Origin of the sequence: Gordonia sp. DT218 (genome assembly GCF_049847105.1) — a bacterium.
GTDB lineage: Bacteria > Actinomycetota > Actinomycetes > Mycobacteriales > Mycobacteriaceae > Gordonia.
Map to the genome: position 1 here is coordinate 108,776 of NZ_JBNCNS010000006.1, position 14,199 is coordinate 122,974.

The window sequence follows — 14,199 nt, forward strand, 5'->3', positions numbered from 1 at the left end:
TGGCTCGCCATGGGACGTGTAGATGACAAGGTCGCGCTGATCAGCGGTGGTTCACGAGGAATGGGGGCGTCGCACGCGCGCATGCTCGTCGACGAGGGCGCCAAGGTGGTCATCGGCGACATTCTCGACGATGAGGGCAAGGCGCTCGCCGACAAACTCGGCGATGCTGCGCGGTACGTACACCTGGATGTGACGTCGCCGGACGACTGGGCGGCAGCAGTCACGACGGCGGTCGACGACTTCGGCAAGCTCAATGTCCTCGTGAACAACGCCGGCATCGTGAACGGGAGTTCGCTGGAGAAGTTCCGTCTCGACAAGTGGAAGCAGATCATCGACGTCAACCTGACGGGAACCTTCCTCGGCATGCAGGTGGCGGTCGAGCCGATGATCGCCGCGGGTGGCGGGTCCATCATCAACGTGTCATCGGTCGAAGGGCTGCGCGGCAGCCCGTGGGCGCACGGTTACGTGGCCTCCAAGTGGGGCGTCCGCGGACTCGCGAAGTCGGCCGCACTCGAACTGGCGCCGCACAACATCCGCGTCAACTCGATCCATCCGGGACTGATCCGCACGCCGATGACCGAAGGGCTGCCGGAGGACATCATCAAGACCCCGTTGGGCCGGCCCGCCGAATCCAGTGAGGTGTCGACCTTCATCATCTTCCTGGCGAGCGACGAGTCGTCCTATGCGACCGGCGCCGAGTTCGTGATGGACGGTGGGCTGACCGCAGACGTGCCGCACAACTGACGTTCACCTCACCGAGTGATCCTCGGGATGACTGCCACGAGCGCGACCATTCCGAGGACCTCGACGAGTGTCTGGGTGACCACTGCCGAGGCGGCGACCTCGAAGCCCGGCGGCAGCGACAGGGCGAGTGGCAGCACGACGAGGGAGTTGCGGGTGGCCCCGGAGAATGCGATGGCCCGTTGCCCCCGCAGGTTCATCCGTGCGAGCCGGGAGATCATCAGTCCGAGGATGGTCATCGCCACCAAGAACATCGCATAGACGGGGATCAGGCCGGCCACGTCATGTCCGTGGCCGTCGAGGGTGTGGATCTGGGAAGCAACCACGACTGCGAGGACGATGGTCATCAGGGGCACCATCGTGATGCCGAGACCGTCCCGGAACCGTTGTGCCGGTGCCGATCGCGCCGCGGCCACCTGGGTGCCCCAGGCCAGCGCCAGTGGGATGACGATCAGCACGACGAAGGCCGTGACGAACGGCGACACGTCCACCAGGTCGGTCACCTCACCGCCCATGAATGCCGTGAGAAACAGTGGTAGCAGCGCCATCTGGAGGATCAGCAACACCGGCGTCGCGGCAAGTAGTCGGAGATTGTCCCCGCCGGCGAGCCCGCTGAACACGATCACGTAGTCGACGCACGGGCACAGCAGGACGAGCAGGACTCCGACCCGGATGGCCGGATCCCCGGGTAACAGTGGGTAGAGCACGGCAACGACCGCCGGGACCACGATGAAGTTCACCCCGAGCAGCACCGCCATGAACCGCGTGTCCCGGAGCGCGGCGCCCACATTCGCGACCGGCACTTGAAGAAACGTCACGTACAGCAGCGCGGCGATCGCCGGGTTGATCGTGTGGTCCAGCACGGCCGAGAGAGCGGGTGCGGCGAGTCCGACGAGTGCTCCGATGCCCATCCCGCCGACATAGATCGGCACCTGGCGCCGTTCCATCATGCGCGTGACGGTGCCGTGCTCGGACATCCGACCATTGTCTGTCACGGCGCCGGCACGTGATCGACGAGGGTCAGAATTAATTCATCACTTGTTGACCTCGGGTGTCGATCATGCCTAGCATTCGATATGCGCGCCATGATTCTCAAGGAATTCCGCGAACTGCGACGGGATCGTCGCACCCTGGCAATGCTTGTCGTGTTGCCGCTGCTGCTGTTGGTGATCTTCGGATACGCCGCGAACTTCTACGTCTCGTCGGTGCCGACCGCGGTGACCGGGCCGTCCGCGCAACAGGTGGCGTCGGCACTGCCCTCCTATTTCGACGTCACCGTCACCGCTCCCGATGACGGACGTGACCAGGCGCAGGATCTGTTGCGGGAGAACAAGGTCGACGTCGCACTGGTCACCGGGTCGGATCCGGGTACGCAGGTCACGGCTCTGGTGGACGGGTCGAATCTGTTCGCGGCGCAGTCAACGGTGTCGATCCTCAACAAGTTGGGCGAGCGGGTCGACACGCAGGTGTTGTTCAATCCCGACCTCAAGACGTCGTGGGTGATGGTGCCCGCGATCATCGGCCTGATCCTGACGTTCATCGGCACGATCGTCACCAGCATCGGCCTCGTCCGGGAACGCGAGGCCGGCACCCTGGAACAACTGGCGGTCATGCCCATCCGGCCAAGTCAGGTGATCCTCGGCAAGATCGTGCCGTACTTCCTGCTCGCGGCGCTGGACATGATCGTGGTGACGGTCCTGGGCATGCTGTTGTTCGGTGTGCCGTTCAACGGGAACGTGTTCGTGTTCGCGCTCGGGGCGGCCATCTTCTTGTTCGTCGTACTCGGGTTGGGGGTGCTCATCTCAACGATCTCGCAGACCACCGGGCAGGCGATCCAGACGGCGTTCTTCTTCCTGCTGCCGCAGATCCTGCTGTCCGGGATGATCTTTCCACTCGACGCCATGGCCGCGGGCGTTCGGTGGATCGGGTACCTGCTCCCGCTGACCTACTTCACGATGATCTCGCAGGGCGTGATGCTGCGAGATGCGCCGATCACATCGTTGTGGTTGCCGCTCGTGGTGTTGACGGTGATGGCGATCGTCGTCTTCACGGGCGCAACCCTGCGATTCCGTCGTGATCTCGCGCCTGATGCGTCGAAGTCGCATGCCTCGAGAGCCCGCGCGGCATGATCGCCTCAGCGCGTTCCGTCACGGTTCGATTCGGCGACCGAACGGCCCTCGATAGTGTGACCGTCGATGTTCCGGCAGGTCAGGTGGTGGCGCTCGTCGGCGGTGACGGTGCGGGGAAATCGACGCTGCTGCGGGTGTTCGCGGGCGAGATCGCACCGGATGCCGGAACCGTGCACGCACCCGACAAGCACGGGATGGGGTTCCTCTCGGCGGGGCCGGGCAGCTGGGCAGCCCTCACGGTCCGGCAGAACCTCGATTTCGTCGGTGGCATCTACGGGCTCGGCGGCGACACGCTGAAACGACGGCGGGAGGAACTGATCGAACGATCGGGCCTGGGCGTTGCGGCCGACCGTCTGGCGTCCGCATTGTCCGGCGGTATGCGGCGCAAGTTGGGCGCAGCGATGGCGATGTTGCACCGGCCAGAGCTGTTGCTCCTGGACGAACCGAGTACGGGCGTGGATCCGGTGAGCCGGATCGATCTGTGGCGCATGGTGTCCGAGGCGGCCGCGGACGGCGCTGCCGTGCTGATGTCGACGACGTATCTCGATGAGGCGGAGCGCGCCGGCGACCTCGTGGTCCTCGACGACGGGCGCGCCCTGGTCCACGGCTCCTACGACGACGTGCGGGCGGGGTTCACCGGCACCATCACCAGGACCGCCGACCCGGTCCGGCCGGAGTGGTCATGGCGCCGGGGTCGGGAGCGGCACGAGTACTGGCCGGATCGACCGGCGGGAGCCGACACCGTGACCGTGTCGCCCGATCTCGAGGACATCGTGATCGCGCTGTCGTTGAAGCGTCGTCAGGAGGGGCACGCCTCATGAGTGCCGACGTCCTGCGCGCGCGATCCGTCACAAGGAGATTCGGTGACTTCACCGCGGTGGACGACGTGTCGATGACGGTGGGACCGGGTGAGGTGGTGGGCCTTCTCGGTGCGAACGGAGCAGGGAAGACCACGCTGATCCGAATGCTTCTCGGGTTGCTCGGGGCCTCGGAGGGGTCGGTCGAGTTGCTCGGCGGCATGCCTGACCGTGCGCGCCGCGCACGCCTCGGGTACGTACCCCAGAACCTCGGTCTGTACCGCGATCTCACCGTGCAGGAGAACTTGTCGTTCAGCGCCGGCTCCTATGGGGTGCCGGTTCCGCCAGTACCGGACCAACTCGGGGACGTGGGTGACACGTTGGTCGGCGACCTCGCGCTCGGAGCCCAGCGACAGACGGCGTTCATCGTCGCGCTGGCCCACGATCCGACCGTGCTGGTGCTCGACGAACCGACCTCGGGAGTCGACGCGTTGTCCCGGGCCGGGCTGTGGGACACGATCCGTGCACAGGCGGACAGCGGTGTCGGGGTACTGGTGACCACCCACTACATGGAGGAGGCCCAGCAGTGTGATCGGCTGCTGCTCATGGCCGGTGGACAGTTGGTCGCGGAGGGAAGTGAGGACGACATCATCGGAGGTACCCGTGCAGTCGCGGTGCAGACCGACGACTGGGCTCACGCGTTCGCGGTCCTGAACGACGCCGGCATCCCGGTGATCCTGTCCGGGCGCGCGATCCGGGTGCCGGACCCGGACGAGCGGCTGCTCTCGAATGTGCTGTCCTCGGCAGGCGTCGACGCCCGACTGGAACCGGTACGTGCGACGATCGAGGAGCGGATGCTGGTTCTGGCCCGCGGGGCCGACCGGTGAGCGGTCGCGGTCGTGGCCGTCCGCGACTCGTCGACGAGGCGGGTGACAATCGGGCGGCCATCGTGGTGTCTGCACGTGAGCTCTTCTCGGCCAACGGCTTCGAGCGAACCACGATGCGTGCCATCGGCAAGCGGGCCGGTGTCGACCCGGCCCTCATCCACCACTATTTCGGGACGAAGGATGCGCTCCTGGTCGAAGCGTTACGGCCCGAGATCGACGTGGAGGCCGTGTTCGCCGGCGTCGACGCCGTGGACACGCCGGGGATCGAGTTCGTCCGACGGCTCGTCGGCTTCTGGGAGGGGCATCCGGAGGCGCGTGCACGCGTGATCGCGTTGATGAAGGTGGCGACCACCCACGATGAGATCGCCGACGGGATGCGCGAATTGCAACTCGGTGTGGTGCGGTCCGCGCTGAGCCGGATCGTCGCCGACGACGACCCCGAACTTCGGTACGGCTTGGTTGCCACGCAGATCTTCGGCCTCGCGCTGATGCGATACATCGTCAAGGTGCCCTCGATCCGGGATGCGACCGCCGACGAACTCGCCGCACTCATCGGCCCGGTGGTGCAGGGCTATCTCACCGGTCCGCTCGGGGCTCCGGCCGCTCGTCGACGATGAACAGGACGAATGTGACTGCCAGAATCCGGCGGGGGATCCACAGGTGAGCAGATGGTGGAGGTGACCGGACTCGATGTGTGCCGCGACGCCCATCCCGCGGGTGAGCTGTCCGGGGCGCCGACGATTCCGGGTACCTTCAGGCAGAACAGTGAACCCACACGAGGATGCGCGATGGCCCGATTGCTGCAGATGTCGGTATCGGCGTGCCGTGGTCGACGATGGTCGGACGGCGGGCGGTCGAGCAGCGGATGACAACACCGGAACGCTCGTCAGACGGCTCGCCGCATCCCGATGTCACGGTGTCCCACACACGTTCGGTGTGGATGCTGGTCGCGGTTGTCGGATTCCTCGTGGCCACCAATGTCGTCGCGCATTTCACCGGGCGATGGACCGGAATGCTCGCGGTGCCGGTGGCGGCCGTGCTGCTCGTCACCGGCACCCGCGTGGCCGGCCTCCAGTGGCGTGAGATGGGTCTGAGTCGTTCGGAACTGCGGGCCGGGGTTCCCTACGCGGTGGCCGCAGTGGTGGTCGTGTTCGCCGTCGTGACGGTGGCCGTGGCGATCCCGGCCACCCGGCAGTTCTTCTTGTCCGATCGTTACGACAGCGCTTCGGAGGCGGCACTGGCGGCGCTCGTGGTGATCCCGCTGCAAACGGTGTTACCCGAGGAGTTGTTGTTCCGAGGTGTCCTCCAGGGATCGCTCGGTCGCCTGTTCGGGGTGCGCGCGACGCTGGGACTCGGTGCCATCGCTTTCGGGTTCTGGCACATCAGTTCGTCGCTCGGGTTGACGTCGGGAAACGCAGGTCTCAGCGGAGTTCTCGGCTCGGGCACGCTCGGTCAGATCGCCGGTATTCTCGGTGCTGTCGTGGCGACCTCTCTGGCCGGGTTGGTGCTGGGTTGGCTGCGCTATCGCGCGAACAGTCTGTTGGCCCCGATCGCGCTGCACTGGGCCCTCAATGCGATCGGCGCGGTGGGTGCGGCGGTCGCCTGGCATCTGCCGTCCTGAGTCACCACAAGAGCTTTCCAGTCGACCCGGTGGCCGCGTCCGTCGGCACCCGTTGAAGCATTCGTCACGTCGTACCGAAGATCCGGTCACCGGCATCGCCGATGCCCGGCACGATGTAGCCGTTGTCGTCGAGTCCGCGGTCGACGGCGGCCGTGAAGACCGGGACATCGGGATGAGCGGCGTGCAGCGCGGCGATGCCCTCCGGACAGGTCAACAGACACACGAATTTGATCGATCGCGGTGCGTACTCCTTGATCCGATCCACCGCGGCGACCGCCGAGTGTCCCGTGGCCAGCATGGGATCGGCGACCACCACGTCACGTTCGGTGAGTTCGCCGGGCATCTTGAAGTAGTACTCGACGGCAACCCGCGTCTTCGGGTCCCGGTAGAGCCCGATATGGCCGACGCGCGCGCCGGGCACCACGGTCAGCATCCCGTCGACGATCCCGGTGCCCGCGCGCAGGATCGATGCGAACACCACCTTCTTGCCGTCGATGACATTCGCCGTCATCGTTTCCAACGGCGTCTCGATCGTGATCGGCTGCATCGGCATGTCGTGCAGCACCTCGTATGCCATGAGCGTGGAGATCTCGTTCAGGAGGCGCCGGAAGTCGTTGGTGGAGGTGTCCTTGCGGCGCATCAGGGTCAACTTGTGCTGCACCAGTGGGTGTTCGATGAGAACGACGTCGTCCATCAGTGTCCTTCGTGCTAGAAGACGGTGCCGTCGCTTGCGACGGTCAGGGGTGGCAGGCCGTTGCGGAGCCGGCCGGCCAGCGCGCGTCCGGCGGCCCAGGTCCCTCCCTCGAGGACACATGCGAGCGGCAACCTCGCCCGGTCGACCCCGAGGGCGTCACGGACCAGGGGTGCGAGCTCGTCGATAAGGCCGACGGTGAGTGCGCGCCACTCCACGACGAGTTCGTCGCCGGGTGACCAGATCCGGTGTGCGAGGTCCTGGTCGCGCAGCTCGATGACGCCGGTGTCGAGCAGTAGTCCGCCGTTGCGGTACTCGGGGAGCGGTGTCAGGTCGTCGATGCCGGTGACGTCGATGCCGGACCACGCCAGCGGCTCCAGGAGTGAGAAGGTCAGCCATTGCGAGAGCTTGTGGAACGGCATCCACCCGGCGGTCACGCCAGGTCCGGACACAGCGTCGTGGCGCCAGCAGTCGCCGAGCGGGCGGCCGTCGATGGTGTTGTCGGACAGCCAGATTCCGGACAAAGACCCGAGCAGTGCGGCGAGTATGTCGGTCGCGGCCACCGATGATCGGGGCGACGAGATGGCAAAGTCGAGAAGGTGTCCCGGCCTGCCGGAGTCACCGAACACCTCCGGCTCCGCCAGGACGGCGCCGAGTCGACAGAGTAACTCGACGCGTCCGTCCACACCGACCAGTGGATTGGCCACGCCCACCTGGAAGGCCGCACCGAGCGACTCGGGCGACAGCCGCTGCAGTGCGCCCGCGTCGACCTGCAGGGGTCGTCGCGGGTCGCTGGAGAACAGGCCCGCCACGAACGCATACCAGCTTGCGACCGCGAGCCCTTCGGATCTCCCGATCCGGAGTCCGGTGGCACTCTCGTGGAAAGTCCAGTCGGGACCCGCGCCGGCGTCGAGGAGCACGCTGATCACCGCGAGGTCGATCAATGAACGGGCTCGCTCGGCCGGGTCGGTGGGAAGTCGGTCGTCGATCGACGCCACGCGGTCGACGCCGCCGGTCTCGAAATGCCGCCACCGACTGTGGAATGGAATATCGAGATCCGGGTAGCGCTGTCGGGTGACCGAGGCGACCTCGTCTGCGGCGGCCGTGCGCGCGTCGTCGTGCACGGTGAACCACCTCGAGTCACCACACCTGGCGCGCTCGACGAGAGCGGTGGCGCGTTCCCGGATGGATGCGGTCGTGCGGAGCAGTGCGACGCCGTCACAGGGGTTGCCGGTGTCCTGCCGCGCGGTACTCCCCGCGGTGTCGGCGATCATCCGTCCAGCCCTCGTCCCTTGGCCTTGCCGAGTTCGACGGCATCCGGAACCGGGCCCGGCGTGAAGTAGCCGGCCGCCATCTTGGCGTCGATCTCCACCTGTGCGTCCTCGGGGACCAGGTAGTCGGGGATGTTGACCCGCTCACCGACCTCGATCCCGGATCCGGTGATGGCGTCGTACTTCATGTTGCTCATCGAGACGAGCCGGTGGATCTTGCGTATGCCGAGCCAGTGCAGGACGTCTGGCATGAGCTCCTGGAATCGCATGTCCTGCACGCCGGCAACACATTCGGTTCGCGCGAAGTACTGGTCCGCGGTGTCGCCGCCGACCTGGCGTTTGCGTGCGTTGTATACGAGGAACTTGGTCACCTCTCCGAGCGCACGCCCCTCCTTGCGCGAGTAGGAGACCAGCCCGACCCCTCCACGTTGTGCGCCCCGGATGCACTCCTCGATGGCGTGTGTCAGGTAGGGACGGCAGGTGCAGATGTCGGACCCGAAGACGTCGGAGCCGTTGCACTCGTCGTGGACCCGGGCGGTGAGTTCGACCTCGGGGTCAGCGAGATCGCCTGCGCTGCCGAAGATGTAGACAGTCTGCCCGCCGATCGGCGGTAGGAACACCTCGAGGTCGGAACGTGTGACCAGTTCCGGATACATGCCTCCGGTCTCCTCGAACAGAACGCGTCGCAGCTCGGCCTCTGTGCACCCGAAACGCTCTGCCACGCTGGGTAGATGCCATACCGGTTCGATGGCAGCCTTGGTGACCGACGCCGCGCCCGAGGGCCGGAGGTACCGCCCGTCCGGGTGCAGTCGCCCTTTGGCGATCGCGTCGGCGATCTCGGGGAGCACCACGTGCGCTTTGGTGATCGCGATGGTGGGACGGATGTCGTGGCCGGCGGCCAGCTCGGTGCGGAACGCCTCGGCAGTCATCGCGCCCCATGGATCCAGGCTGACGATCGCTCCGGGCTCCGACCACTGTGGGTAGGGGCCGACCACATCGGTGGGTGCAGTGTTGGTGAGATCGGCACGATGCTCGCGAGAGAGCGCTCCGGCCGCCACGGCGAGCGCGCGATAGACGCTGTAGGACCCACTGTGGGTGCCGATGACATTTCGATGTGCGCGACTCGACGTGGTGCCGACGACAGGACCGCGTTCGGCGGCCGTCCGCGCCCCCCACCGGATGGGCAGGGCGTCGGAGCCGCCGCTGTGCGATGTCAGTCGAATGTGACCGACGGCCCCGGGGGTGGTCGGTGGCACGGAGTTCGCGTTCAGATCTGCGGTCATCGTCGCTCCTGTCCATCCCCGGCGACCGGGTGCTCGCCCTGGCCGTCCGAGGAAACCGCCAGCATAACGATTACCTCCAGCGTATGCCGGGTGATGGGATCCGGCGAGGACCTCGATCGGAGCCCGATCTCAGTTCTCGAGTCCGTGGACCGTCACCGCGTAGTCACCACCGACGAATGGCCCGCGTTCCCAGGTGGCCCACCGATCGACCGGCGTGAGGCCTGCCGACGACGCATACCGGTCGTAGTCGTCGAGCGAGATCCGATCCGGTCGGAGCGCGAACCCGGCGACCAGCAGCCCACCGGGCCGCAGACGCCGCGCCAGCTGAGCGATCACCGACTTCTCGGTGCCGGGATGAACGAAGATCATCACGTTGCCGGGCAGTGCGATGACGTCGAAGAGATGGTCGACGAGGTGTGATCCGAGATCGGCGAGATCAGCGTGTATCCACTCGATCTCGGGGTCGTTGCGTCGGGCGGTGTCGAGCATCGTCGTGTCGGCGTCGACGCCCACCACCTCGAAGCCGCGTCGACGGAGCTCGATCGCGACCCGGCCGGTCCCGCATCCGGCATCGAGCGCACGTGCACCGCCGACCTGATCGAGCAGCGATCCCACGAGGTCGGCCTCGCCGTGGATGTCCTGCCCGGCCGCAGCCATCTGCGACCACCTGGCATCGTAGGCATCGCCCTTCGGTGCGTCGGTCTGTTCCCATCGAGTGCCCATGGTTCATCCTGGCACGCGGTGTGTCGTCCTCGGCCCGACGGAGTTCGTGATTGTTTGGGGAAGTGAACGGCATGATGGGGGAAGCTCGATGAACGTCTACGAGGCGATCGGCGCGCGACGCGACGTCCGGAACGAATTCAGCGGCGATGTGGTCGACGATGCTCGGTTGTCGCGGGTTCTCGAGGCGGCGCACGCCGCTCCGAGTGTCGGCAACACCCAGCCGTGGGATTTCGTCGTCGTTCAGGATCGCGAGATACTGGCCCGGTTCGCCGAGCACGTAGCCGACTGCCGCGCCGACTTCGCGCGGTCACTGCCCGCCGATCGAGCGGCGACCTTCGGGCCGATCGTGGTCGAGGGGATCGAGCAGTCGGGTACCGGCATCGTGGTCACCTACGACCCCGCCCGAGGTGGCAGGCACATCCTCGGCAGGCACACGATCGATTCGACCGGTCGGCTCTCCGTAGGGCTGGCGATCGAGAATCTGTGGCTCGCAGCGACCGCGGAAGGACTCGGCGTCGGCTGGGTCTCGTTCTATCGGGAACCGTTTCTGCGTGAGCTCGTCGGTGTACCCGCGGCGGTCGAGGTGATCGCCTGGTTGTGCGTCGGTCCGATCACGAAGTTGCAGACCGTGCCGGATCTCGAACGATTCGGCTGGCGGGAGCGGCGGTCGTTGTCGGATGTCGTGCACCGGGAGACCTTCGGGTCACCACATTCGGTCGGTGCGTGCGAGCAGACCGATGATATCTCCGGCTCCGTGGGGTCGGCAGTGCAACATCGCCGACAGTAATCGGCATCCAGGGCCGGCAATGATCGCCGTGCCCGAATTCATCTCGATCGACGGAGTCTACGAGAACCCGTTGTGGACAGTGCCTTTCGTATTCGACCCGGCGATGGGGCGACCATCGGCGGATCTGTGCCCGTTCCACGCAGAAAGCAACGGCGCCCCTCCCGAGATGAGCAGGAGAGGCGCCGTTGCCCGTTGGCCCGGACGGGCCCTTCATACTGTCAGGCCAGGTCGAACCGGTCGAGATTCATGACCTTGTCCCACGCGGAGACGAAGTCCTTGACGAACTTCTCCTTCGCGTCATCCTCGCCGTAGACCTCGGCGAGTGCGCGGAGCTGCGAGTTCGATCCGAACACGAGGTCGGCCCGACTGCTTGTCCATTTCTGGGCGCCGGAGTCGCGGTCCTTGCCGACGTAGGTGCCGTCGTCGGCCGGTGACGGCGTCCACTGGGTGCCCATGTCGAGCAGATTGACGAAGAAATCGTTCGTCAACTGTCCCGGCTTGTCGGTCAGGACGCCGAGCGCGGAATCCTTGTGGTTCGCGCCGAGTACCCGCAGTCCGCCGACGAGGACGGTCATCTCCGGGGCCGACAGGGTGAGCAGGTTGGCCTTGTCGAGAAGCCGGTATTCGGCAGGCAACTCGCTGCTCTTGCCCTCGTAGTTGCGGAAGCCGTCCGCTTTGGGCTCCAGGTACGAGAAGGACTCGACATCGGTCGATTCCTGTGTCGCGTCCGTGCGGCCTGCGGTGAAGGGCACAGTGACATCGAAACCGGCGTCCTTGGCGGCCTTCTCCACTGCGGCGACACCGCCGAGCACGACGAGATCGGCGAACGACACCTTCGCGTCGGAACCACTGTTGAACGATTCCTGGATCTGCTCCAGCTTGCTGATGACCTGGGCGAGTTCGTCGGGTTCGTTGACCTCCCAGCCGACCTGCGGCTGGAGCCGGATGCGGCCACCGTTGGCGCCGCCACGCTTGTCGCTGCCGCGGAAGGACGATGCCGATGCCCATGCGGTGGAAACGAGTTGTGCGACAGTCAGTCCCGACTCCAGGAGCTGCGACTTGAGTGAATCGACGTCAGCATCGGAGACGACCGGCCCTTCCTGCGCGGGCACATTGTCCTGCCACAGATAGGTCTCGGACGGCGCCAGCGGACCGCGATAGCGGACCGCCGGGCCCATGTCACGGTGCAGCAGCTTGAACCAGGCCTTGGCGAACTCGTCCGCGAGTTCCTCCGGATGGTCGAGCCAACGACGGGTGATCTCGCCGTAGACCGGGTCGAGCCGCATCGACAGGTCGGTGGTCAGCATCGACGGATGCGTCTTGCCGGATCCGTGCGCCGCGGGCACAGAACTCGCCCAGCCGCCGTCCTTCGGCTGCCACTGATTCGCGCCCGCGGGGCTCTTCGTCAGCTCCCACTCGTTGCCGTACAGGATCTCCAGGAAGCTGTTGTCCCACTTGGTCGGCGTGTGGGTCCAGATGACCTCCAGGCCGCTGGTGATCGCGTCCGCGCCGACACCGGTACCTTGCGGGTTGGCCCATCCCAAGCCCTGCTGCTCGATGGGGGAGGCTTCGGGCTCGGGCCCGACGAGTTCGGCGTCGCCGTTGCCGTGGGTCTTGCCGAAGGTGTGGCCGCCGACGATGAGTGCCGCGGTCTCCACATCGTTCATCGCCATCCGGCCGAACGTCTCCCGGATGTCGGTGGCCGCCGCGATCGGGTCCGGATTGCCGTTCGGGCCTTCCGGATTCACGTAGATAAGGCCCATCTGGACGGCTGCGAGCGGGTTGGTGAGATCGCGCTCTCCGCTGTAGCGATTGTCGCCGAGCCATTCGGCCTCGGGGCCCCAGTAGACCTCTTCCGGCTCCCATTCGTCGACGCGGCCGAACGCGAAGCCTGCGGTCTTGAAGCCCATCGATTCGAGTGCGACGTTGCCGGCCAGGACCAGTAGGTCGGCCCAGGAGAGTGCCTTGCCGTACTTCTTCTTGACCGGCCACAGCAGACGACGCGCCTTGTCGAGGCTCGCGTTGTCGGGCCAGCTGTTCAGCGGTGCGAAGCGCTGCATCCCGGAACCCGCTCCGCCACGACCGTCTTCGACCCGGTAGGTGCCGGCGGCGTGCCATGACATCCGGATGAAGAGCGGTCCGTAGTGCCCGAAGTCGGCAGGCCACCAGGACTGAGAGTTCGTCATCACGTCGGTGAGGTCCGACTTCAGTGCGTCGACATCGAGACCCGCCAGGGCGGAGTCGTAGTCGAAGTCGGAGCCCACCGGATTGGCGACATCCGGATTGTGCGCCAGCAGTTTGAGATTCAGCTGGTTGGGCCACCAATCGCGGTTGCCGCCGCCCTCCGCGGGAGGCTTGATCCGCATCGGGCAGGCCTTGTCGTCCGCATCGGTGTTTGCCTCCGCTATCGGCGGGTGCTCCGTTGCGTGGGCCGGATTTTCCTCAGTCACGACAATCCTTTCGGGAGTGGGTGATTCGGGCTGTGATCACGGGTGTGATCCCGAAGTGGGAGAGGCTGCGCACTCTGCGCACAGGCCCCAATAGATGACCTCGGCCTCGTCCAGGACGAAACCTTGGTGGTCCGACGGGACGAGGCATGGTGCCTCCCCGACGGCGCAGTCGACATCGGCGATGATCCCGCAGGAGCGGCATACGACGTGGTGGTGATTGTCGCCGACCCTGGACTCATAGCGAGCGACGTGACCCGACGGCTGAATGCGCCGCACCAGGCCCGAAGCGGTCAGGGCGCGAAGAATGTCGTAGACCGCCTGACGCGAGACGTCCGGCAGGCCGGCACGAACCGCGCCGACAATGGTCTCGGTGTCGGCATGGGGGCTCGCGCACACAGCTTCGAGTACGGCCACCCGAGGTCGGGTGACTCGTAGATCGGCGTCACGCAACTGGCTCGCGTACTCCGAGTGTGACTGCACGCACACAAATATGGCGTCTTTTCTGGACTGAGTCAAGTCTTCGGCGAAAAGTGCTCGCCGCTCGGTGTGTCAGTCGAGTGAGTCGTTCGCCTCGATGCGGAAACCGACCTTCAACGTGACCTGGGTGTGGGCGATCGCTCCGTCGACGAGGTGGCCACGGGTCCCGACGACCTCGAACCACTCGAGATTGCGGGTGGTCTCCGCGACGCGGGCGATCGCGTTGGCGATCGCCGCGTCCATTCCGTTCGGCGAGGAGCCGACGACTTCGATCACTCGGTATGTGTGCTCGCTCATGAACCCGATACTTCCACGGGACGTGCGGAGGTCGGGTCGCTTTGA

General features: G+C 66.1%; 15 protein-coding genes. 7 read left to right on the forward strand and 8 right to left on the reverse strand.

Annotation, left to right across the window (positions count from 1 at the left end; all coding sequences use genetic code 11):
• The first annotated feature begins 9 nt into the window (after window positions 1-9).
• Window positions 10-744, forward strand: coding sequence for a glucose 1-dehydrogenase (locus ACPXCG_RS21040; protein ID WP_425794127.1), 735 nt, complete (start codon window positions 10-12; stop codon window positions 742-744).
• An 8-nt stretch (window positions 745-752) separates the two neighbouring features.
• On the opposite strand, the gene ACPXCG_RS21045 is transcribed toward ACPXCG_RS21040, so the two are convergent.
• Window positions 753-1,718 (reverse strand): arsenic resistance protein, encoded by a 966-nt coding sequence (locus ACPXCG_RS21045; protein WP_425794128.1) that lies wholly within the window; start codon window positions 1,716-1,718, stop codon window positions 753-755.
• A gap of 99 nt (window positions 1,719-1,817) precedes the next feature.
• Here ACPXCG_RS21045 and ACPXCG_RS21050 point away from each other — a divergent pair, with 99 nt between their 5' ends.
• The 5 genes from ACPXCG_RS21050 (at window position 1,818) to ACPXCG_RS21070 (ending at window position 6,175) form a co-directional block, all read left to right on the forward strand.
• Window positions 1,818-2,870, forward strand: a complete 1,053-nt coding sequence (locus ACPXCG_RS21050) for an ABC transporter permease (RefSeq protein WP_425794129.1) — start codon at window positions 1,818-1,820, stop codon at window positions 2,868-2,870.
• A complete protein-coding gene (locus ACPXCG_RS21055) occupies window positions 2,867-3,691 on the forward strand; it encodes an ABC transporter ATP-binding protein (protein WP_425794130.1) in 825 nt (274 codons plus the stop codon). Before ACPXCG_RS21050 ends, ACPXCG_RS21055 begins: the two co-directional genes overlap by 4 nt.
• Window positions 3,688-4,554, forward strand: coding sequence for an ABC transporter ATP-binding protein (locus ACPXCG_RS21060; protein ID WP_425794131.1), 867 nt, complete (start codon window positions 3,688-3,690; stop codon window positions 4,552-4,554). The genes ACPXCG_RS21055 and ACPXCG_RS21060 overlap by 4 nt, the downstream gene beginning before the upstream one ends.
• Window positions 4,551-5,171: a TetR family transcriptional regulator gene (locus ACPXCG_RS21065; protein WP_425794132.1), complete on the forward strand. Its 621-nt coding sequence runs from the start codon at window positions 4,551-4,553 to the stop codon at window positions 5,169-5,171. Before ACPXCG_RS21060 ends, ACPXCG_RS21065 begins: the two co-directional genes overlap by 4 nt.
• Window positions 5,172-5,419: 248 nt before the next feature.
• The gene (locus ACPXCG_RS21070) at window positions 5,420-6,175 is read left to right on the forward strand and encodes a CPBP family intramembrane glutamic endopeptidase (RefSeq protein ID WP_425794279.1); all 756 of its coding nucleotides are present in this window, start codon (window positions 5,420-5,422) and stop codon (window positions 6,173-6,175) included.
• A gap of 64 nt (window positions 6,176-6,239) precedes the next feature.
• On the opposite strand, the gene upp is transcribed toward ACPXCG_RS21070, so the two are convergent.
• The 4 genes from upp to ACPXCG_RS21090 all read right to left on the reverse strand — a co-directional run bounded on the left by upp (window position 6,240) and on the right by ACPXCG_RS21090 (window position 10,143).
• On the reverse strand, window positions 6,240-6,869 hold the full coding sequence (gene upp, locus ACPXCG_RS21075; protein WP_425794133.1) for a uracil phosphoribosyltransferase: 630 nt from the start codon (window positions 6,867-6,869) through the stop codon (window positions 6,240-6,242).
• 14 nt (window positions 6,870-6,883) lie between these two features.
• Entirely contained in the window at window positions 6,884-8,140 is a 1,257-nt protein-coding gene (locus ACPXCG_RS21080; protein WP_425794134.1) for a URC4/urg3 family protein, read from the reverse strand.
• Entirely contained in the window at window positions 8,137-9,420 is a 1,284-nt protein-coding gene (locus ACPXCG_RS21085; protein ID WP_425794135.1) for a GTP cyclohydrolase II, read from the reverse strand. Before ACPXCG_RS21085 ends, ACPXCG_RS21080 begins: the two co-directional genes overlap by 4 nt.
• Window positions 9,421-9,549: 129 nt before the next feature.
• A complete protein-coding gene (locus ACPXCG_RS21090; protein WP_425794136.1) occupies window positions 9,550-10,143 on the reverse strand; it encodes a class I SAM-dependent DNA methyltransferase in 594 nt (197 codons plus the stop codon).
• Window positions 10,144-10,231: 88 nt separating this feature from the next.
• On the opposite strand from ACPXCG_RS21090, the gene bluB reads away from it, so the two are divergent.
• Window positions 10,232-10,930, forward strand: a complete 699-nt coding sequence (bluB, locus tag ACPXCG_RS21095; protein ID WP_425794137.1) for a 5,6-dimethylbenzimidazole synthase — start codon at window positions 10,232-10,234, stop codon at window positions 10,928-10,930.
• 218 nt (window positions 10,931-11,148) lie between these two features.
• Here bluB and katG read toward each other — a convergent pair whose 3' ends face one another.
• The 3 genes from katG to ACPXCG_RS21110 form a co-directional block, all read right to left on the reverse strand.
• Window positions 11,149-13,296, reverse strand: coding sequence for a catalase/peroxidase HPI (gene katG / locus ACPXCG_RS21100; RefSeq protein WP_425794281.1), 2,148 nt, complete (start codon window positions 13,294-13,296; stop codon window positions 11,149-11,151).
• A 120-nt stretch (window positions 13,297-13,416) separates the two neighbouring features.
• On the reverse strand, window positions 13,417-13,860 hold the full coding sequence (locus ACPXCG_RS21105; protein WP_425794138.1) for a Fur family transcriptional regulator: 444 nt from the start codon (window positions 13,858-13,860) through the stop codon (window positions 13,417-13,419).
• Between the two features lie 69 nt (window positions 13,861-13,929).
• Window positions 13,930-14,154 carry a dodecin gene (locus tag ACPXCG_RS21110; protein ID WP_425794139.1) on the reverse strand — a complete coding sequence of 75 codons (225 nt, stop codon included), beginning with the start codon at window positions 14,152-14,154 and terminating at the stop codon, window positions 13,930-13,932.
• Between the last annotated feature and the right edge of the window lie 45 nt (window positions 14,155-14,199).

What these genes read in the sequence shown, in the direction of transcription:
- bluB (WP_425794137.1), top strand. Translation starts at nt 10,232, where the DNA reads ATGAACGTCTACGAGGCGATCGGCGCGCGACGCGACGTCCGGAACGAA.
- ACPXCG_RS21090 (WP_425794136.1), bottom strand. Translation starts at nt 10,143, where the DNA reads ATGGGCACTCGATGGGAACAGACCGACGCACCGAAGGGCGATGCCTAC.
- ACPXCG_RS21055 (WP_425794130.1), top strand. Translation starts at nt 2,867, where the DNA reads ATGATCGCCTCAGCGCGTTCCGTCACGGTTCGATTCGGCGACCGAACG.
- ACPXCG_RS21045 (WP_425794128.1), bottom strand. Translation starts at nt 1,718, where the DNA reads ATGTCCGAGCACGGCACCGTCACGCGCATGATGGAACGGCGCCAGGTG.
- ACPXCG_RS21085 (WP_425794135.1), bottom strand. Translation starts at nt 9,420, where the DNA reads ATGACCGCAGATCTGAACGCGAACTCCGTGCCACCGACCACCCCCGGG.
- ACPXCG_RS21110 (WP_425794139.1), bottom strand. Translation starts at nt 14,154, where the DNA reads ATGAGCGAGCACACATACCGAGTGATCGAAGTCGTCGGCTCCTCGCCG.
- ACPXCG_RS21070 (WP_425794279.1), top strand. Translation starts at nt 5,420, where the DNA reads ATGACAACACCGGAACGCTCGTCAGACGGCTCGCCGCATCCCGATGTC.
- ACPXCG_RS21050 (WP_425794129.1), top strand. Translation starts at nt 1,818, where the DNA reads ATGCGCGCCATGATTCTCAAGGAATTCCGCGAACTGCGACGGGATCGT.
- upp (WP_425794133.1), bottom strand. Translation starts at nt 6,869, where the DNA reads ATGGACGACGTCGTTCTCATCGAACACCCACTGGTGCAGCACAAGTTG.
- ACPXCG_RS21040 (WP_425794127.1), top strand. Translation starts at nt 10, where the DNA reads ATGGGACGTGTAGATGACAAGGTCGCGCTGATCAGCGGTGGTTCACGA.
- ACPXCG_RS21060 (WP_425794131.1), top strand. Translation starts at nt 3,688, where the DNA reads ATGAGTGCCGACGTCCTGCGCGCGCGATCCGTCACAAGGAGATTCGGT.
- katG (WP_425794281.1), bottom strand. Translation starts at nt 13,296, where the DNA reads ATGCGGATCAAGCCTCCCGCGGAGGGCGGCGGCAACCGCGATTGGTGG.
- ACPXCG_RS21080 (WP_425794134.1), bottom strand. Translation starts at nt 8,140, where the DNA reads ATGATCGCCGACACCGCGGGGAGTACCGCGCGGCAGGACACCGGCAAC.